This window comes from Streptomyces sp. NPDC094147, assembly GCF_044764265.1.
GTDB lineage: Bacteria > Actinomycetota > Actinomycetes > Streptomycetales > Streptomycetaceae > Streptomyces.
Genome location: NZ_JBIWHT010000001.1, coordinates 874,050 through 889,534, shown reverse-complemented (window position 1 = coordinate 889,534; position 15,485 = coordinate 874,050). Strand labels below are relative to the sequence as shown.

The following is a 15,485-nucleotide window of genomic DNA, read 5'->3' as shown; positions in this document are numbered from 1 at the left end:
CGCCCGCGTTTGGGGGGGGGGGGGCATCCTGGCCCCGCCGGCGCCCTAACCCCCCCCGCCCACGCGCGGTTTAATTTCGCCCCGCGGGGGGGGGGGGCCCCCCCCCCCCCCCCCCCCCCCCCTCCGCCGTGTCCGCGCTAGACCCGGCTGCCGCCGCCGCTGTCCTTCGCGGCCTGCGCCCACTCGCCGAACCGGGCGCCGGGCTTGGTCTGGCGCGTCGCGTACAGCAGGCCGTCCGTGCCGATCACCGCGAGCACGGCCCGGCCCGACGAGTCCTGCGCCGCACCCGGTATGCCCGTGAACTGCACGCCCGGACTCTCCCAGGCGGCCGACTCGTCCGAGGACGGGACCACCTGGCCCTGGTCGTTCCTGGCCGCCAGGACCAGCGACCCGCTCCGGCCGGTGAGCCGGTACGAGGACACCCGCCCGTAGCCGCCCATCGGGGTGCGCCGCGCCACCGACCAGGGCGCACCGGAAGCGGCGGGGGAGGCGACGATCACCTGCGCGGTGCCGGCCCCCCGGTAGACGATCGACGCGCCGTCCTTGCCGTCCGAGACCAGGCTCACCGCGCTGCCCGACGGCGCCAGACCGGTCGGCGCCGACAGCTTCGGCAGCGCACCGGGCGACGGCGACACCCAGTACAGAACGCTCTTGGCGATCGGAGCCGCCACATGGATCCGCCCGGCGGAGTCGCAGAGCGCGTCCACCCCCTCCACCACCAGCGGGTGCGGGGGCTGCTTGCCCGGCGGGGTGTCCAGGAGCTGCCAGGGCCCCCAGTCCTTGCCGCCCTTGCCGCTGCGCAGGTTGATCTCGCCGGCCCAGTTCCGCACCAGCACATGGACCGTGCCGTCCGGGGCGACCGCCATCGCCGGATAGCCCGTCTCCAGCGACTTCTCAGGAGCCGAATCCGGCGTACCGAGCGAGGTCCACGCGCCGAACTTCGGCACCCCGTCGGGCCCCACCCCGGTCTGCAGGACGCACACCAGCTCCTTGTGGTGCTTCTGCCCCTTGAACGGCAGCACCGTACGCGTCCCGAACAGCTGAAGCGTGCCGTCCGGGAGCCGCACGACCTCCACCTGCGGGTCGAGCGGGCCGCCCGCGCTGCCCACCGCGTCGTACGGACCGGCCCACGGACCCTTGCCCGCCGTCCGCTCCACCCAGCAGCGCACCGCGCCGTTCAGCACCGAGAACGCCGCGAGCCGCCCGTCCTTCAGCGGCGCGATCCAGCGCGGGGTGCCCGGCGCGCGGGTACGGGTACCGCGCGCCCAGCCGGCCCCGCCGCCCTTCAGCCCGTTCGGCCCCACCTTGAGGTCACCGCAGCCCGAAGCGTCCCCGCAGTCCCGGTGGTCCGCCCAGCCGTAGGCGTTGAGCAGCTGCGACGTGCGCTTGGTCGTCGCCGCGTCAAGGGACGGCGGGGTGTAGTTCGTCGGATAGCCGAAGTAGCTGGTCACCGACGCCGGACGGCCCTTGCCCGCACCCCAGTAGCGCTCCATCGCGGCCTGCATGAAGTGGGCCGACGCGGTGTGGTCCTGGTGGTCCAGATAGCTCAGCCCGCGCAGTATCGTCGGCGCGCTCATCATCGCCACCGTCTCCCGCGGCGCGTGCAGGGGAGTGGGGTCCAGGGTCCGTATCACCGTCGGATTGACCCGCGCGATCGCCGCCACCAGCGCGTCGGTCAGCTGGTCACGCGTATAGGCGCGCGGCATCCGCACCGTGCTGCCCGTGCCCGGCAGCGTCGGCAGCTGCGGGATGGCGCCCAGCCACAGCCCGCGCATGCTCACCGGACGCGGCACGCTCACATAGCGCGCCTCGCACAGCCCCATGTAGATCAGCTGGACGTTCGGGGCCGCCTGCAAGTAGTGCAGCTCGGAGCGGAACCCGGGCAGCAGCTCCACCGGCTCCACCGTCCACGGGCTGTTGTCGTCGCCCGTCGCCATCAGCGCGTGAGCGGCCCGCAGCCCGTTGATCCTGGCCCGCGCGAAACCCGGCCGGTCCGTCGGCATCGTCTTGAACTGCGGGGCCTTGCCCGGCGCGTTGCGCCCGTCCGACTCGCCGCTGGTCATGCACACCGTCACCGAAAGGGCGCCGCTGCGGATCGACTGCTCCTGATCCGGGTTCATGAAGTAGATGCCGTCGTCGGCATGCGCGAGCACATGCAGATACGCCTGGTTGGCCGCGTCCGACGCGGGCTTCCCGGTCGTCGTGCCGGTGGAGGGGTTCTGCACCCCGGACCCGCTCTGCGGTGCCAGCCACTGCCATCCCCCGTAGGCGAGAGGCGCTGCCACAAGGCCGCCACCGGCGACCTGCAACACACGTCTACGAGATGGTGACGAAGGCATCCGGCACGCTCCTTGTTGCATCCATGCGCCCCGAGTCCCCCGGGTGGCCGTCATGGAGTTGTTCGACCAGTCATCAGGAGGGAGGGCCCAACGGCTCCGGAGGTTTCACTTCAGGCGCTAAATTTGCCCGGCTGGTATGAAACCGCACGGTACGGCCGGTGTGGTCTTCAGCACTCCGCCAGGACGGCACTTCCTCACTTTTCATACTTTTTGAACTTTTGGGACTCTCTGTGTGGTCCCTGTGAGGTTGTCCGCCGATTGGAACTTCCAAGCACCGACCCGCGGACCTGACATAGATTTCACGTGTGACAGTGGCAAGGCAGCAGGTGGCACAGGCCCGCAGAATCGTCGTCAAGATCGGTTCCTCCTCACTCACCACCGCCTCCGGCGGCCTCGACGCGGACCGGGTCGACGCCCTAGTCGACGTCCTCGCCAAGGTGCGCAGCGGCGGAGAGAAGGAAATCGTCCTCGTCTCCTCCGGCGCCATCGCCGCCGGACTCGCCCCGCTGGGCCTGCGCCGCCGCCCCACGGACCTCGCCCGCCAACAGGCCGCCGCCAGCGTCGGCCAGGGCCTCCTCGTCGCCCGCTACACCGCCTCCTTCGCCCGCTACGGCGTACGCGTCGGACAGGTCCTGCTCACCACCGACGACACTAGCCGCCGCGCCCACTACCGCAACGCCTACCGCACCCTGGACCAGCTCCTCGCCATGGGCGCGCTCCCCGTCGTCAACGAGAACGACACCGTCGCCACCGACGAGATCCGCTTCGGCGACAACGACCGCCTCGCCGCCCTCGTCGCCCACCTCGTCCGCGCCGACCTGCTCGTCCTCCTCTCCGACGTCGACGGCCTCTACGACGGCGACCCGGCCAAGCCCGGCACCACCCGCATAGACGAAGTACGCGGCCAGGACGACATCGCCCACGTCCAGATCGGCACCGCCGGCAAGGCCGGAGTCGGCACCGGCGGCATGGTCACCAAGGTCGAGGCCGCCCGCATCGCCGCCGCCGCAGGCATCCCCGTCGTCCTCACCTCCGCCAGCCACGCCGCCGACGCCCTCGCCGGCCGCGCCACCGGCACCCACTTCCACCGCACCGGCCGCCGCTCCGCCGACCGGCTCCTGTGGCTCGCCCACGCCTCCACCCCCCAAGGCGCCCTCGTCCTCGACGACGGAGCCGTGCGCGCCATCGTCGAAGGCCACAAATCCCTGCTCCCCGCCGGAATCGCAGCCGTCGAGGGCGAGTTCGCCGCCGGCGACCCCGTCGAACTCCGCGACCCCCAGGGCCGCGCCGTCGCCCGCGGCCTCGTCAACTTCGACGCCAAGGAAATCCCCCAACTCCTCGGCCGCTCGACCCGCGACCTCGCCAAGGAACTCGGCCCCGGCTACGAGCGCGAAGTCGTACACAGGGACGATTTGGTCGTCCTGCACCCCTGAAACGGCTGAAAGTCCAGCCATAAGACAGACACCTTCAGGAAAACCGCCCCGCGCCCGGCCTCGGGCTGGTCAACTTTGAAGTGGGGGTACGCGCGGCCGGCAAGCCGCGCGGAACCGCACCGCATCGCACACAGCAGCACAGGAGGCCGCCGGTGAGACGAGCGCGCCCGGGGGCGGCGCCCCGAGGGACGACGGCTGAGCGGACCCTGACCAGTGTGGGGACGGGGGCCGACATCGAGCAGAGAGAGGTACCCGAAGAGCCCGGGGACACCCCCAGGCTCTGGCACATCACGCTCAGCGTCTCGGGAGCCGAGGCCCCGCTGAAAGAGGTCCGCCGCGGCCTCGAACAGCTCGCCCACGACCACCCGTTCCTGCTGACCAGCAGATACGCCAACGACCACGCCGAAATCCGCTACTGGGAAGAGGCCCGCGACCTCCACGACGCGGCCGCCGTCGCGCTGCGCCTGTGGGGCGAACACCGCTCCACCGCCAAACTGCCGCCCTGGGAGATCGTCGGCCTCGAAGTCATCGACCGCGAGACCTACCACCAGCGGCTCGCCGAAGGGTACGGCCCGCCACCGGCCGCACCCGTCGGCGTCCACCCGTTCTGACCCGCCCCCGGCACGGCCCGGGGGACCCCGGCACCGTCTCGGGGAGTGGAATCCGGGCGGAATGCCCGCCCGCCGCCCATTAGTCTGCGGACATGGCTTCGCTCTCCTCGCCCTCGTCCCCGCACTCCCCGTACGACAACATGTCCCCGGTCATCCAGACCGCCTACCGGGCGCGCGCCGCCGCCGCCGAGATCGCGCCACTTCCGCGCGCGGTCAAGGACGCCGCGCTGCTCGCCATCGCGGACGCGCTCGAAGTACGGACCGGCGAGATCATCGAGGCCAACGCCCTCGACATCGCCAAGGCCCGCGAGGCCGGAACCAGCGAAACCGTCATCGACCGCCTCACCCTCACCCCCGAGCGGATCCGCGCCATCGCCTCCGACGTACGCGACGTGGCAGCCCTGCCCGACCCGGTCGGCGAAGTCGTCCGCGGCTCCACCCTGCCCAACGGCATCGACCTGCGCCAGGTCCGCGTCCCCCTCGGCGTCGTCGGCATCATCTACGAGGCCCGTCCCAACGTCACCGTGGACGCGGCCGCCCTCTGCCTCAAGTCCGGCAACGCGGTCCTGCTGCGCGGCTCGTCATCGGCGTACGCCTCCAACACCGCCCTCGTACGCGTGCTGCGCGACGCCGTCGGCGGGGCAGGCCTGCCCGCCGACGCCGTCCAGCTCGTCCCCGGCGAATCCCGCGACTCCGTACGCGAACTCATGCGCGCCCGCGGCCTGGTGGACGTCCTCATCCCGCGCGGCGGCGCCTCCCTGATCCGCACCGTCGTCGAGGAATCCACCGTCCCCGTCATCGAGACCGGCACCGGCAACTGCCACGTGTACGTCGACGCCGAGGCCGACATCGACATGGCCGTAGCCATCCTCATCAACTCCAAGGCGCAGCGCCCCTCGGTCTGCAACTCCGCCGAGACCCTCCTCGTCCACCAGGACATCGCCGACGCGTTCCTGCCGCGCGCCCTGGACGCGCTGGCCGAGGCCGGCGTCACCGTCCACGCCGACGAGCGGGTGCGGTCCTACGCCGGCGCCTCCAAGGCCACCGTCGTCGCGGCGACCCCCGAGGACTGGGAGACCGAGTACCTCTCGTACGACATCGCCGCCGCCGTGGTCGACTCCCTGGACGCCGCGGTCGCCCACATCCGGCTGTGGACCTCCGGGCACACCGAGGCCATCGTCACCACCTCCCAGGCCGCGGCCCGCCGCTTCACCCAATTGGTCGATTCCACGACCGTCGCCGTCAACGCCTCGACCCGCTTCACCGACGGCGGCCAGTTCGGATTCGGCGCGGAGATCGGTATCTCCACCCAGAAGCTGCACGCCCGGGGCCCCATGGGCCTGCCGGAGCTGACCTCGACCAAGTACATCGTGACCGGGGACGGTCATGTCCGGTGACCGACAGCTACGTCAAGTGGCCGTTCGTCACGCTTGGTGAGTGCGGGTAACTCTCCGGCGAGGAGGGCGAGTTCGGCCACTCGCTGCCCAAAACCACCGCCCGGGGCTACCCTGAACGCGTGCCGGACGACGTAGGGGGCGAGCCGTTCCCGAACGGCTGGGAGCCCGACGACGACCGCGGAGGCGCGGACGAAGACTTCGCCTCCGTGGTGTTCGACGAGGACTTCGTACGGGCCGCCGAGATCCACGAACCCAGTGCCGTCGAGCGACTGCTCGCCGCCGCCCAGGCCCGCGCCGAAGCCGAGGCGGCCCGCGCCCGAGCAGGCGCCGGAGCCCCCGACGAGGAGCCCTACGACGAGGGGTACGGCACCTACCACCCCCGCCGCGACTCCGGCGACGTGTACGGCCCCGGACTGTGCGCCGGTGCCGAGGCGGGCCCCTACGGCCGGCACGGCGGCGTCCTGCGCCCCTACCGGGGCCGCGCCCGCTGGCACCGCCCCATCGCCTGGCTCCTCGCCGTCCTGATGGGCATCGGCATGGTCGCCCTCGCCTTCTCGGCCGTCTACCGCGGCGCCTCGTCCAGCCGCGACGAGAAGGCCCCGCCCGCCCCGGCCGCCAGCAACGTCGACACGAGCGGGGCGGTCAGCTCCGGTGCTCCGGCCAGCCCTGGCGGTCCGGTCGGTCCTGGCGGCCCCGTCAGTTCTGGCGGTCCGGTCGGTCCGCGCGGCTCTGCCAGCCCGAGCGGCTCTGGCGGTCCCTCGGCTTCGGCGGACTATGGGGCGCCGGCGGTGTCGGCTGCGCCGCGGATGCCTTAGGGGGGCCTCCCCCCCCCGCCCCCTCCCCCCGCCCCCGCCCCTCCCACCCCCACCCAGTCCCCGAGCCCCCCTGGGCACCCCCTGAACAGTGGCGTCGGAACTCGTCAGAACTTGTCGTGTACCAGCGCGTTTACCTTTCCCTCACCAGACCTACCCTGAAGGTATGGCAGGGCGTGGAGAGCCACCCGAGGGGACACCGGAGGGCCTCCCCGGCGGCGGTGAGGACGAGTACCGGTCCGTCGTCTTCGACGAATCGTTCGTCCGTGCTGCCCGCCTCCAGGAGTTCTCCGCCCAGGAGCGCATGCGCGAGCACGCGCGGGCCGTGCGTTCCCGTCCCGGCTGGTCCCTCAGAGCCACCTCCAAACCGGCCATCGTGTTGGTACTGCTGCTTCTCATAGCCTTCGGCACCGCCATCTACATGGGCATCCGGCACCCGTACCAGCCGCCGTCCACCAGCCACCCGGAGCCGGTGCGGATGACCGTGATCCCGCTGGCACCGCAGGGCCCGGTGCCGGGCGGTGACGCCGAGCAGCTCTTCGCGCGCAGCCCGGCCGCCCAGTTCCGCATCGGCGGCTCCGGGATCAACCTGCCGTCGGCCACGAAGACCACCCACTTCTCCGAGGCCCAGGTGATGACGGCCCTGTCCATCGCCAAGGACTACCTGGTCACGTCGTCCCTGGATCCCGACGTCCTCACCGGCGGCGCGGTCCGCCAGGTGCGGGTGCTGCTCAACCCCGACCTGATGGCCCAGTTCGACCAGAGCGTGGCCACACCGGCCGCCGACGGCCGGCACTCCGCCACCGGCTGGCTGGTGCGCTTCGACCCGGCCAAAGCGGCCCTGGCCGACTCCCGGATACGGGTCCAGGGCTCGATGAGCTACACCGAGCCTGGACCGGAGGCTCTCGAAGTCACCGCGGACTACGTCTTCGTGTACGCCCTGCACCCCGCCGGGAACGGCCCGCACACCACCGACGCCTCGCTGTTCACGGTCCGCCGCGAGCTGCACTTCCGCCTCGACCGCGAGGACCTGCGGCTGAACCGGACGGAGTTGCAGGCCAGCTCCGCCGAGGCCGGTCCGCAGGCCTGCTCGGCCGACGTCTCGGCCCAGCTACGCCCGCTCCTCGCGGGGGAGCGGGCCAGCACCCAGGGTCCGGCCGGAACCGACCCGTACGCGACCGGTCCCGCTCCTGAGGCCCTGTGCGGCACCCTCGCCGCGAACGCCCAGCCCTCGCCCGCCCGCTGACCGGCGGGCGGCCCCACGCTTCGACCGACCGGCGTCGGCCTTTCGGCCAACCGGCGTCGGCCCTCCCCGCCGTCCTCGGCCTTCTCGGCTCTCCTCCGCCCTCTTCAGCCCTCCTCGGCCGTCCCCGGTCAGTCCTCCCCGCGCCCGTTCTGGTCCGGCTTGCCGTCGGTGGGTCCGGCTTCCGGGCCGGCCGACCTGTCTCCGGACTCCTTTTCTCCGCCCGGCTTGTCCCCGCCCGGCTTGTCCCCGGACGGCTTGTCCGACGGACGGGTGCTCCTGCCCGTGAACGTGTCGCGCAGCTTGCCGCCCAGGTCCGCAGTGCCGCCGGCGATGTCGCCGACCAGCTTCATCAGCGGATCCTTGCTGCTCTTGACCGACTCCTTGTACGAAGCCGCCGACTCCCGGATGGAGTCGCTGACCGATGTGTCCTTGTCCTCGTCGCGGCGCGGGTAGTGACCGTCCATGATCCGCTGGTAGTCGCGGGTCTCGGCCCACTTCTTCAGTTCGGCGGCGCGCACGGTGGTGAAGGGGTGGGAGCGGGGCAGCACGTTGAGGATCTTCAGCACGGAGTCGCGCAGGTCACCGCCGCTTTCGTACTCCTCGGCCTGCTCCAGGAACGCGTCCACGTTCATCTCGTGCAGATGGTTGCCACCGGCAATCTTCATCAGCCCGCGCATCGAGGCTTGCAGATCCTGGCCCACCAGGAGTCCGGCCCGGTCGGCGGACAGCTCCGACTTGCGGAACCATTCGCGCAGCGCTGTGACGATCGCCATGATCGCGACGTTGCCCAGCGGGATCCAGGCGACCTTCAGGGCGAGGTTGGTGAGGAAGAGCAGGATGGTGCGGTACACGGAGTGACCGGACAGGGCGTGGCCCACCTCGTGGCCGACGACCGCGCGCATCTCCTCCTCGTCGAGGAGCTCGACGAGACCGGTCGTCACGACGATGATCGGCTCGTCGAGGCCGATGCACATGGCGTTCGGCTGCGGGTCCTGCGTGACGTACATCGCGGGGACCTTCTCCAGGTCCAGGATGTAACAGGCGTCCCGCAGCATGGCGTTGAGGTGCGCGAACTGGGCGTCGCCCACCCGCACGGAGTCCGAGAGGAACAGCAGCCTGAGGCTGCGCTCGGGCAGCAGTCCGCTCAGTGCCTTGAAGACGGTGTCGAAGCCGGACAGCTTGCGCAGCGCGACCAGCGCCGAGCGGTCCGCGGGGTGTTCGTAGGCCCGGGAGGAGATCCCGGGGAACCTGCGCCGCTGCCTGCTCGGCACATGGTCGTTGATGTCTTCGGTCATGGGTGCCCCCTGTCGTTCGAGTCGTCGGCCCGTCCCCCCTGACGACATCCACACTAGGCGGTGGGGCTACCGTGGCCCGGGGGCCTGTGGATAACTTTCGAGGAGACCTGCCGTGCAAGATGTCGTCACCGCTCTCGCTGCCGCCTCCGACCAGCAAGGACCGGGCAATCTGCTGCGGATCGTGCTGCTCGGCTCGATGGCCGGAGCGGCCTTGCTGGCCTGGTTGCTGCTGCGCGGATACCGCTCGAACGGCGACGACGACAGCAAGAACGACTGAGTCGGCGTGAGCGTGCTCGGGCCGCCCGCATACGATGTGCGCGAAGTGCCCGCCCCGACTCCCGGATAGGTCCTGCCGAAGATGAGCCTCCACAGCACCGCCGCCAACCTGGTCTCGCTCGCCGAAGGCGCCGAGCAGGGTGGCGGCAACCACGAAAGCCTGCAGCCCTGGATGACCGGCGGCGGCGCGCTGTTCATCCTGCTGCTCCTGCTCTGGATCACCACCCGGTTCAACCGCGACCGCTGAGCAGGGGCCGTCAGCCGGGCCAGTAGGCTCTGCACGCATGGGAGAGCAGGAAGTGCCTACCGGTCCGGTCAAGCGACGCATCGGCGTGATGGGCGGAACGTTTGACCCGATCCATCACGGACACCTCGTGGCCGCCAGTGAGGTGGCCTCGCAGTTCCACCTGGACGAGGTCGTCTTCGTACCGACCGGGCAGCCGTGGCAGAAGAGCCACAAGCTGGTCTCACCGGCCGAGGACCGCTATCTGATGACGGTCATCGCCACCGCGTCCAACCCGCAGTTCTCGGTCAGCCGCATCGACATCGACCGCGGCGGGGCGACGTACACCATCGACACCCTGCGCGAACTGCGCGACCGCAACAGCGACGCGGATCTCTTCTTCATCACCGGCGCGGACGCGCTCGGCCAGATCCTCACCTGGCGGGACGCCGAAGAACTGTTCTCGCTGGCCCACTTCATCGGCGTGACCCGGCCCGGCCACGTGTTGACGGACGATGGGCTGCCCGAGGGCGGTGTCTCACTGGTGGAGGTGCCGGCGCTGGCGATCTCGTCGACGGACTGCCGCGCGAGGGTCGCGCAGGGCGACCCCGTCTGGTATCTGGTTCCCGACGGTGTGGTGCGCTACATCGACAAGCGCCAGCTGTATCGCGGCGAGTGAGACCAGCTGTACCGCCTGTACCTCGGCGAGTGAGAGAAGGCCACCGGTGAACGACCGCCAGTACGACCCGTACGCACCCCAGGTGCAGCTGGTCGGGTACGACGAGTACGGCCGGCCGGTGTACCAGCAGGTGCAGCCGCAGCAGCAGACGTACGACCCGTACGCGCAGCCCCAGGAACCCCAGCAGCCTCAGCAGCAACAGGGGTATGGATACGACGCGTTGTACGTCCCGCAGCAGTCGACGTACGACCCCTACGCGCAGCAACAACCCCAGCAGCCCCAGCAGTTTCCGCAGCAGAATTACGGATACGACTACGCCGCCGCTCAGCAGCCTCCGGTCCAGCAGCCGCCCGTCCAGACGCCGCCCGCGCCGGAACCGGCCGCGGAGCCCGAGGCTTCTCCCGTGGTGCCCCAGCAGCGGCGGGAGGAGCGGGGTGAAGGCGGCGAACGGGACTACCGCACCGAGCAGTTCTCGTTCATCGAGGAGCCCGACGAGGACTCCGAAGACGTCATCGACTGGCTGAAGTTCAGCGAGAGCCGCAGCGAGCGACGCGAAGAGGCCAAGCGGCGCGGCCGCAACCGGATCGTCGCGCTCGTGGTGGCACTCGCCCTGGTCGCGGTGGGCGGCATCGGCTACCTCTGGTACGCCGGGAAGCTGCCCGGCCTCTCGTCCTCCTCGGCCACCAAGAAGGGCGCGACCGCCACCGGACCGCAGAAGCGCGACGTGATCGTGGTCCATCTGCACAACACCAAGGCGGGCGGCACCTCCACGGCGCTGCTCGTCAACAACGCGACCACCCAGCAGGGCACCACCGTCCTGCTGCCCAACGCGCTCGCCGTCCCCAATGACGACGGCAGCCGCACCACCCTGGGCAAGTCCGTGGACGCGGACGGCTCGCAGGGCACCCGGGACTCGATCTCCAGCCTCCTCGGCACCAAGATCACCGGAACCTGGCGCCTGGACACCCCGTACCTGGAGAACCTCGTCGATCTCGTCGGCAACATCGACATCAGTACGGATGTCGATGTCCCCGCCGCCAAGCAGGGCGGCGACCCGGTGGTGAAGAAGGGCGACGACCAGACGCTGTCCGGCCCGATGGCCGTGGCCTATGCCACCTACAAGGGCCCCGGGGAGCCGGACACCAAGCAGCTGCAGCGGTTCGGCGCGGTGATGTACGGAGTGCTGCGGAAGATCTCCGACGACCCCAAGGCGGCCACCGTCACCGTCCAGACGCTCGCGCAGATCCTCGACCCCTCCCTGCCCGAGAGCGACCTCGGCGCCTCCCTGGCCAAGCTCGCCGAGCACGCCAAGACCGGCGCGTACAAGACGGCGGTACTTCCCGTGCAGCCCGACGGCACGCTCACCCAGCAGGCGAGCGACAGTGTGGTCAAGGACATCCTGGGCGGCCAGATCGGCGGCGGCGCCGACAAGAGCACGGCGGTACAGGTCGGTGTCAAGAACGCCAGCGGCAACGCGAAGGCCACCGAATCCGCCCGGGTCGCCCTGGTCAACGGCGGCTACGCGGTCATCGACGCCGGAAGCTCCGGCACGGAGGCGGCCTCTCAGGTTCTGTACGCCGACCCGGCGCGCAAGGCGAAGGCCGTCGAGGTCGCCAAGACCCTGGGGCTGCCGGACAGCGCGGTCAAACAGGGCAATGCGGCGGCCAACGCCGATGTGTCGGTCGTCATCGGCAAGGACTACAAGCTCCAGCAGTAAGGGCTGCGAGCTCCCGCGGCGACTGCCCCGGCGTCACGCCGTCGGGGCTGTCGGCGGTCCGTGAGATCCTGGAAATCGATCTGATCCGATCTGACCGCCGACGAAAGCCTGCTTGTGACCGCCACGGACCGTTCCATCGAGCTCATCACTGCCGCCGCTCAGGCGGCCGCCGACCGGCTCGCGCACGACATCATCGCGTACGACGTCAGTGATGTGCTGTCGATCACCGACGCCTTCCTGCTCGCCTCCGCGCCCAACGACCGCCAGGTCAAGTCGATCGTCGACGAGATCGAGGAGCGGCTGAACAAGGAGCTCGGCGCCAAGCCGGTGCGCCGCGAGGGCGACCGCGACGCCCGCTGGATCCTGCTCGACTACGTCGACATCGTCGTGCACGTCCAGCACAGCGAGGAGCGCGTCTTCTACGCCCTGGAGCGGCTGTGGAAGGACTGCCCCGAGCTGCCGCTGCCCGACGACGCCATGAAGACCCGTGGCAAGGCCGCCGAGCACGCCGCGCTGACCGGCGCCGACGAGACGGACGGTGAGCTGAGCTGAACGGCACCACCAAGGGCGGCCGGGGCCGCCGCATAGTCCTGTGGCGGCACGGCCAGACGGCCTGGAACCTGGAGCGCCGCTTCCAGGGCTCCACGGACATCGAGCTGACCGAGACCGGCGTCGGCCAGGCGCACCGGGCGGCGCGGCTGCTCGCCGCGCTGCGGCCCGACGCGATCGTCTCCTCCGACCTCCAGCGGGCCGCCACCACCGCCGCCGAGCTGGCGGCCGTCACCGGCCTGCCGGTCGAGCACGACTCGGGACTGCGCGAGACGTACGCGGGCGCCTGGCAGGGGCTCACGCACGAGGAGATCGTCGCCCAGTACGGCGAGCAGTACGCCGCGTGGAAGCGCGGCGAGCCGGTGCGCCGGGGCGGCGGCGAGCTGGAGACCGAGGTCGCCGACCGGGCCGCCCCGGTCGTGCTGCGGCACGCCGACAAGCTGCCCGACGGCGGCACCCTCGTCGTGGTCAGCCACGGCGGCACCATCCGCACCACCATCGGCAGGCTGCTCGGCCTGGAGGCGCACCACTGGGAGGGCCTTGGCGGGCTCACCAACTGCTGCTGGTCCGTCCTCGGCGAGGGCGCGCGCGGCTGGCGCCTGCTGGAGCACAACGCCGGCACGCTCCCCGAGCCGGTCCTCGGCGACGACGTCTAGCCGCTGCTCAGAGGCGGTGCCGACCGGATTTCACTTTCCGGCAGGTCACAGGCTAAAGTTCTTCTTGTTCGCAGCGCAGGACCGCGGAAACGCAGCAGACAAAGCGAACAGCGGGGCTATAGCTCAGTTGGTAGAGCGCCTGCATGGCATGCAGGAGGTCAGGAGTTCAATTCTCCTTAGCTCCACAATCGGATCCCGTCCCCTCCTGGGGGCGGGATCTTCTTGTTGTCGCCGAACCCGGTCGTCTAGTTGTCGCCGCCGTACGGTCGTCACCGCCGTGCCCGGGGCGCACGCGGGGGCCGGTGCGCCGTGGGCGGGCTCCCTCGCGCCTACCGGGGCCGGCGTGCCGGGCGCAGTGGCCGGTCTCGTACGGCGACAGCACTGACCCTCTTGCGAGGGCATGGCAGAATCGGGACGGCCGGAGGGGGACGACGGACCGAACGGGAGGGAGTGCGCGATGCCCGCGAGCCGCGAAGAATTCCCGGAACCGCCCGACGGGCCGAAGGCTGCGAAGCCCAGCGCCCGCCTGAGCTGTCCCTCCTGTGGTTCCCGCCACGTCGCCCAGATGCTCGGCGACAACGGCGGAGTGTCCTACGTGTGCACGGCCTGCGGCCACAGCTGGAGCTGAACATGGGTGCACACAGGCGGAAATGTGACTGGTGCGGCAGCGGTACGCCCATCGTCAGGGACATGGATCCGGTCAACACCGACTACCAGTACTGGTGCGAGGAATGCGCGCGGGCGCTGATCATAAAGGGCGACCCGATCGAGACGTATAGGGAACTCGAAGGGGAGCCGATCTACGGCCGTCTCCTGGAGGCGCACTGCACGCTGAAGCGGTTCTACTCGTTCGCCACGGCCTGAGCGCGGCCAGCACCAGGAAGACCGTCCCGGCCAGCGGATAGAGCGCCGAGAGCGCCATCTGCCCACCGCTCTGGGCGAGTTCGGGCCTGGCCGGACCGTGCGGGACCCACCACAGGGCGTACGAACAGAAGACGCCCCCGAGCAGCGCCCAGCGCGAGCGGTCCGCGGCGAGCAGCACCACCACCGGCACGCACCACACCCAGTGGTGCGACCAGGAGACCGGGCTCACCAGCAGCGCCGTCACCGCGCACGCCATGGCCGCCCAGGCCCGCTCCCCGCGCAGTTCGGCGCGTACGGCGACGGCGAGGCCCAGCGCCGCGGCGGCGGCCGCGGCCGCCGTCCACCACAGGCCCGGGTCCCCGGTGTGCAGCAGCCTGGCGAGCACCCCGCGCAGCGACTGGTTGGCGGTGTCCTCGGCATGGCCCACCCGGCCCGCCTCGAACACCATCGACGTCCAGAAGCGCAACGAGTCGTACGGGAGCGCCACGGCGGCCGTCGCCGTGGCGGCGCAGAACGCCGCGGCGGCCCTAATGCTCATGCCGAGCGGAAAGTTCCCGGCGCCGCTCCTGGTGCGCGCGATCGCGGTGATCAGCAGGAGCAGGGCGAACAGGGCGGGTGTGAGCTTCAGCGCGGCCGCCAGGCCGATGCCGGTGCCCGCCCAGCGGTGGCCCGGTCCGCGGGTGAGGTCCCAGAGCACCGCGACGGCGAGCAGCAGATTGATCTGGCCGTAGCGCAGCGTGGTCCACACCGGCTCGCACCAGACGGCGAGCGCGGCGATCCACAGCGCGGCCCCGGGCCGGCGCGAGTCCGCGAGCCGCAGTGACAGGTGGGCCAGCGCGATGAGCAGCGCGAGGTTGGCGGCGGTGGCGAGGGTCCGCATCTCGGGGACACCGAGCAGGGTGAGCGGGGTGAACAGCAGCGCCGCGAACGGCGGGTAGGTGGTGGGCAGCTGGGCCGCGGTCGCGCGCATCGCATAGAGGTCGCCGCCGGTCCGTACGGTCCGGCCCTCGGCCCGGTAGACCATCAGGTCGATCATCGAGACCCCGGCGGCCCGCTGAGCGGCCCAGAACCCCGCGAAGGAGAGCAGGCAGACCGCGGCGGCGAGCGGTACAGGACGGCGGGCCAAGGCGAAGCGGGCGGCGGTGTGCGCGGGCGCCTTCACGGTCACGAATGCGGACGTTACCGTCCTTCTTCGTGCAGAACGGAAACCGATTTGGTGAAGCACCGGGGTGACCGTGTAATGTTCTCGATGTCGCCGGGGGAAACCGGGCGGCGGGAAAGTAAGGGGCTATAGCTCAGTTGGTAGAGCGCCTGCATGGCATGCAGGAGGTCAGGAGTTCAATTCTCCTTAGCTCCACAGTAAAGAAGGCGGGTCATCCTCATCGGAT

General features: G+C 70.9%; 14 protein-coding genes, 2 tRNA genes and 1 pseudogene. 14 read left to right on the top strand and 3 right to left on the bottom strand.

Annotated elements, in window-relative coordinates:
* Window positions 1-137: 137 nt before the first annotated feature.
* Entirely contained in the window at window positions 138-2,285 is a 2,148-nt protein-coding gene (locus tag ACIQ8J_RS04055) for a PIG-L family deacetylase (protein WP_403264483.1), read from the bottom strand.
* 359 nt (window positions 2,286-2,644) lie between these two features.
* Between ACIQ8J_RS04055 and proB the strand changes: the two genes are divergently transcribed.
* The 5 genes from proB (at window position 2,645) to ACIQ8J_RS04030 (ending at window position 7,838) form a co-directional block, all read left to right on the top strand.
* Entirely contained in the window at window positions 2,645-3,772 is a 1,128-nt protein-coding gene (gene proB, locus ACIQ8J_RS04050) for a glutamate 5-kinase (protein ID WP_403264480.1), read from the top strand.
* A gap of 152 nt (window positions 3,773-3,924) precedes the next feature.
* On the top strand, window positions 3,925-4,383 hold the full coding sequence (locus ACIQ8J_RS04045; RefSeq protein ID WP_403264477.1) for a hypothetical protein: 459 nt from the start codon (window positions 3,925-3,927) through the stop codon (window positions 4,381-4,383).
* Between the two features lie 92 nt (window positions 4,384-4,475).
* On the top strand, window positions 4,476-5,780 hold the full coding sequence (locus tag ACIQ8J_RS04040) for a glutamate-5-semialdehyde dehydrogenase (protein ID WP_403264475.1): 1,305 nt from the start codon (window positions 4,476-4,478) through the stop codon (window positions 5,778-5,780).
* 119 nt (window positions 5,781-5,899) lie between these two features.
* Window positions 5,900-6,595 (top strand): hypothetical protein, encoded by a 696-nt coding sequence (locus ACIQ8J_RS04035; protein ID WP_403264472.1) that lies wholly within the window; start codon window positions 5,900-5,902, stop codon window positions 6,593-6,595.
* Window positions 6,596-6,758: 163 nt separating this feature from the next.
* A complete protein-coding gene (locus tag ACIQ8J_RS04030) occupies window positions 6,759-7,838 on the top strand; it encodes a hypothetical protein (protein ID WP_403264470.1) in 1,080 nt (359 codons plus the stop codon).
* A 128-nt stretch (window positions 7,839-7,966) separates the two neighbouring features.
* On the opposite strand, the gene ACIQ8J_RS04025 is transcribed toward ACIQ8J_RS04030, so the two are convergent.
* Window positions 7,967-9,133, bottom strand: a complete 1,167-nt coding sequence (locus ACIQ8J_RS04025; RefSeq protein ID WP_403264467.1) for a M48 family metallopeptidase — start codon at window positions 9,131-9,133, stop codon at window positions 7,967-7,969.
* A 112-nt stretch (window positions 9,134-9,245) separates the two neighbouring features.
* Here ACIQ8J_RS04025 and ACIQ8J_RS04020 point away from each other — a divergent pair, with 112 nt between their 5' ends.
* From ACIQ8J_RS04020 to ACIQ8J_RS03985, 8 genes are all read left to right on the top strand, one after another.
* A complete protein-coding gene (locus tag ACIQ8J_RS04020) occupies window positions 9,246-9,410 on the top strand; it encodes a hypothetical protein (RefSeq protein ID WP_403264464.1) in 165 nt (54 codons plus the stop codon).
* A gap of 81 nt (window positions 9,411-9,491) precedes the next feature.
* Window positions 9,492-9,656 carry a hypothetical protein gene (locus ACIQ8J_RS04015; RefSeq protein ID WP_399047736.1) on the top strand — a complete coding sequence of 55 codons (165 nt, stop codon included), beginning with the start codon at window positions 9,492-9,494 and terminating at the stop codon, window positions 9,654-9,656.
* Between the two features lie 37 nt (window positions 9,657-9,693).
* Window positions 9,694-10,311, top strand: a complete 618-nt coding sequence (gene nadD, locus ACIQ8J_RS04010) for a nicotinate-nucleotide adenylyltransferase (protein WP_403264461.1) — start codon at window positions 9,694-9,696, stop codon at window positions 10,309-10,311.
* Window positions 10,312-10,357: 46 nt separating this feature from the next.
* Window positions 10,358-12,028 (top strand): LCP family protein, encoded by a 1,671-nt coding sequence (locus tag ACIQ8J_RS04005; RefSeq protein ID WP_403264459.1) that lies wholly within the window; start codon window positions 10,358-10,360, stop codon window positions 12,026-12,028.
* Between the two features lie 114 nt (window positions 12,029-12,142).
* The gene (gene rsfS, locus ACIQ8J_RS04000) at window positions 12,143-12,580 is read left to right on the top strand and encodes a ribosome silencing factor (RefSeq protein ID WP_100578254.1); all 438 of its coding nucleotides are present in this window, start codon (window positions 12,143-12,145) and stop codon (window positions 12,578-12,580) included.
* Window positions 12,577-13,233: a histidine phosphatase family protein gene (locus tag ACIQ8J_RS03995; RefSeq protein ID WP_403265234.1), complete on the top strand. Its 657-nt coding sequence runs from the start codon at window positions 12,577-12,579 to the stop codon at window positions 13,231-13,233. The genes rsfS and ACIQ8J_RS03995 overlap by 4 nt, the downstream gene beginning before the upstream one ends.
* 112 nt (window positions 13,234-13,345) lie before the next feature.
* A tRNA-Ala gene (locus tag ACIQ8J_RS03990) sits at window positions 13,346-13,418 on the top strand.
* A gap of 445 nt (window positions 13,419-13,863) precedes the next feature.
* Entirely contained in the window at window positions 13,864-14,097 is a 234-nt protein-coding gene (locus tag ACIQ8J_RS03985) for a hypothetical protein (protein WP_053726163.1), read from the top strand.
* Here ACIQ8J_RS03985 and ACIQ8J_RS03980 read toward each other — a convergent pair.
* A pseudogene (locus ACIQ8J_RS03980) lies at window positions 14,069-15,265 on the bottom strand (glycosyltransferase 87 family protein); the annotation flags it as partial. The gene ACIQ8J_RS03985 and the pseudogene ACIQ8J_RS03980 sit on opposite strands and share 29 nt — an antisense overlap.
* Window positions 15,266-15,381: 116 nt before the next feature.
* Between ACIQ8J_RS03980 and ACIQ8J_RS03975 the strand changes: the two are divergent.
* Window positions 15,382-15,454: transfer RNA gene (locus ACIQ8J_RS03975), tRNA-Ala, on the top strand.
* Window positions 15,455-15,485 lie beyond the last annotated feature (31 nt).

Bases quoted from the DNA above. Each gene is read 5' to 3' on its own strand.
- ACIQ8J_RS04025 (WP_403264467.1), bottom strand. From the start codon at position 9,133: ATGACCGAAGACATCAACGACCATGTGCCGAGCAGGCAGCGGCGCAGG.
- ACIQ8J_RS03985 (WP_053726163.1), top strand. From the start codon at position 13,864: ATGGGTGCACACAGGCGGAAATGTGACTGGTGCGGCAGCGGTACGCCC.
- ACIQ8J_RS04040 (WP_403264475.1), top strand. From the start codon at position 4,476: ATGGCTTCGCTCTCCTCGCCCTCGTCCCCGCACTCCCCGTACGACAAC.
- ACIQ8J_RS04015 (WP_399047736.1), top strand. From the start codon at position 9,492: ATGAGCCTCCACAGCACCGCCGCCAACCTGGTCTCGCTCGCCGAAGGC.
- ACIQ8J_RS04030 (WP_403264470.1), top strand. From the start codon at position 6,759: ATGGCAGGGCGTGGAGAGCCACCCGAGGGGACACCGGAGGGCCTCCCC.
- nadD (WP_403264461.1), top strand. From the start codon at position 9,694: ATGGGAGAGCAGGAAGTGCCTACCGGTCCGGTCAAGCGACGCATCGGC.